Origin of the sequence: Roseibium sp. (genome assembly GCF_025698965.1) — a bacterium.
GTDB lineage: Bacteria > Pseudomonadota > Alphaproteobacteria > Rhizobiales > Stappiaceae > Roseibium.
Genome location: NZ_JAILWL010000306.1, coordinates 1 through 8,012 on the forward strand (window position 1 = coordinate 1; position 8,012 = coordinate 8,012).

An 8,012-nucleotide genomic window follows, 5' to 3' on the forward strand; every position below is an offset into this window, starting at 1 on the left:
TAAGAGACGGCAGCCAGGAGACGGAAGACAGTCTGATCGCCTTTTGCAAGGAACAGATGGCCGGCTTCAAGCGGCCAAAGAAAATCGTCTTCACCGAGTTGCCGAAAACAGCAACCGGAAAAATCCAGAAATACGTCCTGCGCCAGGAGGCCAGGAAGATTGCACTCAAGACCAAGTAACAGGGTAGCTTCAAAATGACTTTCAAAGCCCTCATTGTCGACAAGGATGCAGAAGGAAAAACCAGCGCATCCGTTCAGGAAATTGACGAAAACCGGTTGCCTGACGGCAACGTTACCGTCGCGATCGACTATTCGACACTGAATTACAAGGACGGCCTGTGCCTCGGCCCCGGTGGTGGACTGGTCAAGTCCTATCCTCATGTTCCCGGGATCGATCTTGCAGGAACAGTCGAGGAGAGTTCCGACGAGTGGTACAAGCCGGGCGACAAGGTCGTACTCACAGGCTGGCGCGTCGGAGAGGTCTGGTGGGGCGGTTACGCTCAAAAGGCTTGCGTCAAAGGCGAGTGGCTGGTTCCTCTGCCGGACGGCCTGACCACCCGCAACGCCATGGCCATCGGTACGGCGGGTTTCACCGCCATGCTCGCTGTCATGGCTCTAGAGGACCATGGCCTGAAACCGGAGAACGGTCCTGTTCTTGTCACTGGCGCTGCAGGTGGCGTCGGTTCCGTCGCAACGGCAATCCTGGCCAATCTCGGCTATGAAGTTGCCGCCGTAACCGGCCGCGAAAGCACCTGGGACTATCTGAAATCACTTGGCGCCAGCCGGATCGTTCCGCGCGATGACGTCAATGAAACGATCAAACGTCCTTTGGAAGCTGAAACCTGGGCCGGCTGCATCGATGCCGTAGGCGGAGCGATGCTTGCAAGGATCCTCGGCCAGATGAAATACGGGGCTTCGGTTGCCGCGGTCGGCCTTGCCGGCGGTGCGGGCCTGCCTGCCACCGTCATTCCGTTCCTGTTGCGAGGCGTCAACCTGCTCGGCATCGACAGTGTCATGAAACCCTATGACGGCCGCCTCAAGGCCTGGGAGCGGCTTGCCAAGGACCTGCCGATGGACAAGCTCGAGGCGATGATCCAGCCGGCAACCCTGAATGATCTGCCGAAACTCGGCGCCGACATTCTCAAAGGCCAGGTGAAGGGCCGCGTGGTTGTCGACGTGAATGCCTGATTGACGTTTCGGGGCGGCTAGATGTGGTGCCGCCCCAGCTCTTCTTTCAGGAAATCGATCATCACCCGCACCTTTTGCGGCAGATAGGACCGGCTCGGATAAAGGACCCAGGCGGATGTGTCGAACTCCGCCGGTGCACAGTCAAACTCGGGAAAGAGATTGATCAGACGGCCTGTCGCAAGGTCCTTCGTGATCAGCCAGTCGGGCAGAAGCACCGGCCCCATGCCAAGGCGCGCTGTTTCCCTGAGAGACAGAGCGCTGGAGATCACCATTGTGCCGGAGACTTCCACTGCAAATGGATCTTCACCCGTCTTCCGGAAGCGCCAGAAACTACGAAAGTCTGGCAAGTCAAATCGCAGACAGTTTGCCGATGCCAGGTCGTCGGGATGCGCGATCGGTCCGAAATGTTGCAGGTAGCTCGGTGCAACAACAACGCGATAATGTGTCCTCATCAGACGGGTCGAAATCAGGTCGCCCTTGAGAGTCGATGCCAGACGAATGGCCATGTCCAACCCTTCCGCCAACAGATCCAGATTTGCGTCGGAGGGAAAAAGTTCCAAAGTAAGGTCCGGGTGACATTCCTGAAACTCCGGCAGCAACGGCACCAGAATTTCCTGCGAAAAGGCAACCGATGCCGTCATTCGCAGAGTTCCGCGCGGTGAAAGACCTTTGAAAGCAGCATCTTCGCGGGCAGCTTCCAGTTCGTCCACGAGCGGTGCAACGCGGCTCAGATACCGGTCGCCTTCCTCGGTCAAGGACAGTTTGCGAGTGCTGCGCTGAAACAGCCTTAGTCCGAGCTCTCGTTCGACGCCAGCCAGGAGCCTGGAAACATTGGATGCGTCCACATCGAGCGCTCTTGCAGCCGCAGCAATACTGCCAAGGTCGCGGACGAGCAAAATGGTCTTGAGAGAATGAATATCCATTCATGTAGTTTATTCATGATTATAGGAATAAATGTGCTGTTTTCTTCGGATTGCGCACAAATATGCAATCAGGTCATGAGGATAGGTCACTCATTCGCCTATGAAGATGGCAGTTTTCGGGGCCTGGTCAGAACCCGTTGCGCTGTAGGCATCAACACTTTCGGATTAGAGGGGTGTTTGATGGGTCAACCATTTGAGGCAGCCAAGAGGGAATGCAAACCCGCTGCCTAGCGAAGTCCAAGGCAAAGGGGTCTTTTCAATTCACCTTTGTCAACCAGAAGGCGTATTGCCGGAAACAGCTTTCCGACGCTGAATCCGGTTGCTTTCTGGGGAAAGCTCCCATATAAGCGCCCGGTCCAGAGTCGTCCGGCTCGTCTTGGACTGGTTTCCTGTATTCTGAATACAGCCATCCAAGACAGAACAAGGGCATGCCGTGTCGGCTCTGAATGCACCAACAAAAGAGTGTCCGATTTATCGGACACACCAAGGAAAGGATGCAAAATGCCCAAGCTGAAGACGAAGTCCGGCGCCAAAAAGCGCTTTAAAGTGACTGCGACCGGCAAGGTGAAAACCGCGCAGGCCGGCAAGCGTCATGGCATGATCAAGCGCACGAACAAGTTCATCCGCAACGCCCGTGGCACAACCACGTTGAGCGATCAGGATGCAAAGGTCGTGAAGCAGTTCCTGCCCTACGCATAACGCCAGCCCCGAAGGAGATCACCTAAATGTCACGCGTCAAACGGGGCGTAACCGCCCACGCTCGTCACAAAAAAGTTCTGAAGGCCGCCAAAGGCTACTATGGCCGCCGCAAGAATACCATTCGCGTTGCCAAGCAGGCCGTGGAGAAGGCAGGACAATACGCCTATCGCGACCGCAAGGCCAAGAAGCGTAACTTCCGTTCGCTCTGGATTCAGCGCATCAACGCAGCGACCCGTCAGCACGGCCTGACCTATGGCCGCTTCATCGACGGTCTGAACAAGGCTGGCGTGGAAGTCGACCGCAAGGTTCTGTCCGACCTGGCCATCAATCAGCCGGATGCCTTCAAGGCACTGGTCGATCAGGCACAGGGCGCTCTGACCGCCTAAGGGTTTCGACCTGAAACGACTTTCTGAAAGCGCGGTCCGGCGGATCGCGCTTTTCTTTTGTGCCAACAGAAATTTCAAGATCCCCGATTTGCCTGGCTTCTCGCAAGTTGCTGCGTTGCAAAAGTAAATTCTACAGTTGCATGACCTTGCGGCATGCGTTTACGCTTCCTCGACTTGGCCTGCTCAGGCCACAAGGGGAGTTTGCCAGCCATGCAATTTCTGGAAAATCTATTCGGACTGATCGGCGACCTGACCTGGGGGTTTGCGCTAATCCCATTCCTCGTCGTTATCGGCGTATTTTTCACTGTTGTAACCGGGTTTGTGCAGTTTCGTTTTTTCAAACGCATGTTTCGGGTCCTGTCCTCCAAGAACCAGACCGGGGATCCCAACGCGATTTCGGCACGCGAAGCACTTCTCCTGTCCGTAGGCGGGCGTGTTGGCGGTGGTAACATCGCCGGTGTTGCTGTCGCAATTTCCCTCGGCGGCCCCGGCGCGGTCTTCTGGATGTGGGCCATCGCTCTGGTCGGCATGTGCACCAGTCTGATCGAATGTTCCCTGGCCCAACTCTACAAGCGGTCAACGGGAGATGGCGATTACCGCGGCGGTCCGGCCCGAACCATCATTCACGGGCTGGGCGAGAGTTTCCGCTGGCTCGCGGTGCTCTATGCCGTCTGCCTGATCGCATCCTTTGCCATCGGCTTCAATGCGTTTCAGGGAAACACCGTCGCCGGTGCGGCTCAGGAAAGCCTTGGCATCGGGCGGCTCTGGAGTGGCGTCTTCCTCGCCGTTCTCACGGGTCTGATCGTCTATGGCGGCATTCACCGAATCGCCAAGACGGCCGACGTAATCGTCCCGATCATGGCAGTCGGGTATATCGCGCTGGCGCTGCTGGCAATCATCGTGAATATCGCGGAAGTCCCGCGCGTTTTCTACATGATCGTCGCCAATGCCTTCGGTCTGGAAGAACTTGTCGGCGGCGGAATGGGTGTCGCCATCCAGCAAGGCTTGCAGCGCGGCCTCTTTTCCAACGAGGCTGGTCTTGGATCCGCACCGAACGTTGCAGCAACTGCCGAGGTGAGACACCCGATCAGTCAGGGTATCACCCAGTCCTTCTCTGTCTTTATCGACACGATTCTCATCTGCTCCTGCACCGCCTTCATCATCCTGCTGGGTGATGTTTACCAACCCGGAGCAGAAGGTGTGGACGGTATCGTCCTGACACAGAAATCGCTAGCATCGCATTTGGGTGGCTGGACAAGCTATTTCCTGACCGTCGCCCTCGTGCTCTTCGCATTCAGCTCGATCATCTACAATTACTATCTCGGCGAGAACGCGCTCACCTTCATGACCGAAAATCCGGTTTCGGTTCACGCATTGCGACTGATTGTGATTGCTATCGTGTTCCTGGGCGCGACGGCCCCCAATGCGACTGCCGTGTTCTTCTTCTCCGATCCGCTCATGGGTCTTCTTGCCATCGTCAATCTGCTGGCGTTGCTGATGCTGTTCCCGACCGCGCTTCGTATATTGAAGGACTTCAAGACACAGCTCAGCAACGGTGTTGCACGACCTGTTCTGAACCCGGACGACTACGCGGACCTTGATATCGACCGCACGGCATGGACAGGTAAAATCCCGGAAGAAAGCTGACCCGTCTGCAACCGGACGGAGCACAGTGTTCCGCCTTGCATCAAGCAACTAAAACGCGGCCTTCAAGGCTGCGTTTTTGTTTGCCTTGCCAATCTGCACTCTTTCCCAAAGACGGAAGCGATCCTTCGGATTATGCGAAGATTGCTTGATGTTGCTCCAATAAAGGTCGCAGTAAATTGCGGGATCAAGCACTTTCTCGTTAACGATTGTGATCCGCTTTTCGCGGATTTCTGCGGACAATTAGTTAACAAGCCTCTAAAATGGCACGATGATTGCGAAGTTTCAGTCAAGACGGCACTCACAGTGCCATTCTGAAACAACGAGGCGTTAAAACGTGCGAGTGAACCCGGTATCTTCGGCAGGTCGTGCCAATGTGAGGCGGAAACGTCCCTCTTTGGGAGAGACGAAATCCGAACGCAATGTCGATTTCGCTGCGCAGTTGCCTGTTCCGCTTCAACCTGTACTCGAAAGCGAGCAGGAAGCATTCTCGACACGCTACCGTCCGAACTCCGCATTTCTGGCCCATCTGATTGCGACGCGCGAAAGTGAGCCTGACACAAGGCAGTACAGTCAGATTGCACCCTTGAGCGGCGTCAACAGCTATCGGGCAACCGCCGCTCTGCCCCGTCAAAGACCTGCAGGTCATGTGCTCAAAACCGAGCGCTAGAGCCCATTCGATCTCACACTCAGTTTTCAAGTTTCCAGATGTACCACTGGATACCTTCAACCCGGGGCTCAGCTCCGGGTTTCTTTTTTCCTGATGACAGTCGCGTGATTGCTAATTCTGCCAATATGTGATGCCCAGCACAGTTTTCTCCGGCTCCGGAGCTTACATTTTTAACAGTTCCGGGATTGTCCCGGACCTCCGATCTGATTGGCCACGGACTGGCCCACCACGGAGTTCTGACATGCAAGTGACACCTGTTTCGGCCATCCACTCATTGCGCATCCGGCAAAAACCGGTTGTCGCGCCTGCAACATCTCAAGAGGCTCCTGCGGCTTCAACCAGGTTTGGCGACATGCCCCTGCCCCCCGCACATGTCGCATCCGCAGCCCTTCAGAAAGACGGATACCACGGCGCGCACGCACAATACACAACGCAGCTGCTGGCCAGCCATCAGGACTACCCGGAAACACAGCTGGAACGGCACTTGCACCTTCAGCAATATGAGTCAGTCACCGCTCACGAGCAGGACGACCACTCGTACACGATTTCAATGACTGCATGACACCCCATCACCTACCCCTCAATTCTCAGAAAACCGGCGAGGCCGGTTTTCTGATGCTCAATCACATGACAATGGAATGCCCAATCGCCGGGATTGTCCGCGACCAGCGCCACATCCATGGTCTCTTCCGACTGAAGCAGCGCCGTATCCGTCACCAGGGGCGCTAATTTGCGCTTGTTGGACCTCAACAGCTGAAATGATACTCCGTGAAGATGTATCGGGTGGTCGTTCGGTGTTTCGTTGCGAAGGCGCAAAATGTAGGACTTCCCGAGTTTTAACGTCGCAAGCGGATCAAACGGTCCCGGCAGGTCGCCCGGCCAGGCTGTGCGATTGATGGACCAGAACGTGTAGCCAAGTGTGCCGCACAGGCTCGACTGGGGCGCATCGCCTTCCGGTGACCAACCGAACACGAATTCCAGAACCTCTGCATTTTTCAGATCCGGTGCCGCTACGGGATTTTGCGGCAAGGGTTTGAGCTCACGGAGATCTCGTCCGGCACTCGCGCCCTTTGGCTGAAAGCGGGCGAGCACCTTGCTGCCATTGCGACGTCTGAGAATGAGCCGGACAGCTTCGTCCTCACTGTCGGGTACGCGCAGAGCAACATCGGCTCTCTGCCCGGGCGACAGGACAATTTCCGACGCCGGCATCGGCTTCGGCAGCGGATTGGAATCGATGGCTATCACCTGGGCCTCCCCGCCCTCAATTTCATACCTGCCAACGCGGGTCACGTCAGTCACGGCAAGCCGCAGCCGGACCAGGCTTCCCGCAGTGACCTCATACACCGGATCGACTTTCCAGTTTACGGTCGAAACGGTTCCAAGAGTGCCGCCACGCGCAGCGTTCCGGGCCTTGAACAGGGCAATGAACTGACCATCGCTTCCCAGCCGAAAGTCACGAATATTCAGAGGCAGGTCCGTATCGAAACCCGGGTCTTCAGCTTCCTCGACAACCATCACCCCGGTCAGACCACGGGCCATTTGTTCCAGTGTGTTGCAGTGAGGGTGATACCAGAAGGTTCCCGCGTCCGGCGGGGTGAATTCATAGCGGAAGGACTGACCGGATTCGATCGGATACTGGGTCAGATACGGCACCCCGTCCATCGCATTGGCAATCCGCAGACCGTGCCAGTGAACAACCGACGCTTCATCGAGCTCGTTTCTGACATCAATGGAAGTCTTCTGTCCTTGCTTGAAGCGCAATACCGGCGGAGGCCCATCCGGCGCAAAACACATCATGCCCTTTGTCACCATATTGGGCAGAATTCGATAATCCAGCATACCAAGTCCGAGAGCGTGATCGGCGGCCTGCGCCTGGCTTGCGGCAACGCCGCCGAGGGAAAAGGCTGTTGCAGTGACAGCGCTGCCGAGCAGGAACTCTCGTCTCGAAAGATCGAGCATTTGAAACCTCTTTCAATTCGGGCGCGTCCGGGAAAGCGTTTTAGAGGAAAGGGGCATGACCGGAAATCCGGTAAAACGCGTCATTTCAATCAAATAGAGAATGTCGAGCGGGATTGAAACCACTCGACAATCTGAGCAACTAAAGCACATCCATTGAATGCCGGATCATTTGATGGACGTGCTCTGGTACCCGGGATCGGAGGATTGCCGGTCCATCGGTGATGCACGTCTCCATCCGGGCGTCAGTACCCGGATGCGTGACCGTCTTTGCGCGGGTCGGACCCGGCGGTCAGGAGCCTTCGGGCTTTGTCGATCATGATCGCCTGACTGCCGCCAATAGCATCTCCCGCAAGAACGACCTTGTGCCCACGGGCTCTCAGTCCATCGAGCGTCGAAGGAGGAATCAGTCGTTCGGCTTGCAGATCGTGCGTATCCATGTCGAAGAACATGCGCGGAAAATCAATCGCTGCCTGAACGTCCATGCCATAGTCGATGATGTTGGTGAGCAGGTGAGCGTGACCGCAGGCCTGATACTGTCCACCCA

9 protein-coding genes and 1 pseudogene are annotated in these 8,012 nt (G+C 56.4%); 7 read left to right on the forward strand and 3 right to left on the reverse strand.

Annotation, left to right across the window (positions count from 1 at the left end):
• Both K5905_RS21690 and acuI read left to right on the forward strand, forming a co-directional pair.
• Positions 1–179: pseudogene (locus K5905_RS21690) on the forward strand (acyl-CoA synthetase); the annotation flags it as partial.
• Between the two features lie 15 nt (positions 180–194).
• Positions 195–1,187: an acryloyl-CoA reductase gene (acuI, locus tag K5905_RS21695; protein WP_297587629.1), complete on the forward strand. Its 993-nt coding sequence runs from the start codon at positions 195–197 to the stop codon at positions 1,185–1,187.
• 17 nt (positions 1,188–1,204) lie between these two features.
• Here the strand turns inward: acuI and K5905_RS21700 are convergent, their stop codons facing one another.
• Entirely contained in the window at positions 1,205–2,110 is a 906-nt protein-coding gene (locus tag K5905_RS21700) for a LysR family transcriptional regulator (protein WP_297587631.1), read from the reverse strand.
• Between the two features lie 501 nt (positions 2,111–2,611).
• Between K5905_RS21700 and rpmI the strand changes: the two genes are divergently transcribed.
• From rpmI to K5905_RS21725, 5 genes are all read left to right on the forward strand, one after another.
• Complete coding sequence (rpmI, locus tag K5905_RS21705) at positions 2,612–2,809, forward strand: 50S ribosomal protein L35 (protein WP_297587634.1); 198 nt, start codon at positions 2,612–2,614, stop codon at positions 2,807–2,809.
• Positions 2,810–2,835: 26 nt separating this feature from the next.
• On the forward strand, positions 2,836–3,195 hold the full coding sequence (gene rplT, locus K5905_RS21710) for a 50S ribosomal protein L20 (RefSeq protein ID WP_297587636.1): 360 nt from the start codon (positions 2,836–2,838) through the stop codon (positions 3,193–3,195).
• A gap of 210 nt (positions 3,196–3,405) precedes the next feature.
• The gene (locus tag K5905_RS21715) at positions 3,406–4,842 is read left to right on the forward strand and encodes a sodium:alanine symporter family protein (protein WP_297587638.1); all 1,437 of its coding nucleotides are present in this window, start codon (positions 3,406–3,408) and stop codon (positions 4,840–4,842) included.
• 394 nt (positions 4,843–5,236) lie between these two features.
• Positions 5,237–5,509, forward strand: coding sequence for a hypothetical protein (locus K5905_RS21720; RefSeq protein ID WP_297587641.1), 273 nt, complete (start codon positions 5,237–5,239; stop codon positions 5,507–5,509).
• 241 nt (positions 5,510–5,750) lie between these two features.
• A complete protein-coding gene (locus K5905_RS21725) occupies positions 5,751–6,071 on the forward strand; it encodes a hypothetical protein (RefSeq protein ID WP_297587643.1) in 321 nt (106 codons plus the stop codon).
• 11 nt (positions 6,072–6,082) lie between these two features.
• On the opposite strand, the gene K5905_RS21730 is transcribed toward K5905_RS21725, so the two are convergent.
• Both K5905_RS21730 and K5905_RS21735 read right to left on the reverse strand, forming a co-directional pair.
• Positions 6,083–7,468, reverse strand: coding sequence for a multicopper oxidase family protein (locus K5905_RS21730; RefSeq protein WP_297587646.1), 1,386 nt, complete (start codon positions 7,466–7,468; stop codon positions 6,083–6,085).
• Between the two features lie 242 nt (positions 7,469–7,710).
• Positions 7,711–8,012, reverse strand: a 302-nt coding sequence (locus tag K5905_RS21735; protein ID WP_297587648.1) for a gamma-glutamyltransferase, incomplete at its 5' end; no start/stop codon positions are given.

Bases quoted from the DNA above. Each gene is read 5' to 3' on its own strand.
- acuI (WP_297587629.1), top strand. From the start codon at position 195: ATGACTTTCAAAGCCCTCATTGTCGACAAGGATGCAGAAGGAAAAACC.
- K5905_RS21700 (WP_297587631.1), bottom strand. From the start codon at position 2,110: ATGGATATTCATTCTCTCAAGACCATTTTGCTCGTCCGCGACCTTGGC.
- rpmI (WP_297587634.1), top strand. From the start codon at position 2,612: ATGCCCAAGCTGAAGACGAAGTCCGGCGCCAAAAAGCGCTTTAAAGTG.
- rplT (WP_297587636.1), top strand. From the start codon at position 2,836: ATGTCACGCGTCAAACGGGGCGTAACCGCCCACGCTCGTCACAAAAAA.
- K5905_RS21715 (WP_297587638.1), top strand. From the start codon at position 3,406: ATGCAATTTCTGGAAAATCTATTCGGACTGATCGGCGACCTGACCTGG.
- K5905_RS21725 (WP_297587643.1), top strand. From the start codon at position 5,751: ATGCAAGTGACACCTGTTTCGGCCATCCACTCATTGCGCATCCGGCAA.
- K5905_RS21730 (WP_297587646.1), bottom strand. From the start codon at position 7,468: ATGCTCGATCTTTCGAGACGAGAGTTCCTGCTCGGCAGCGCTGTCACT.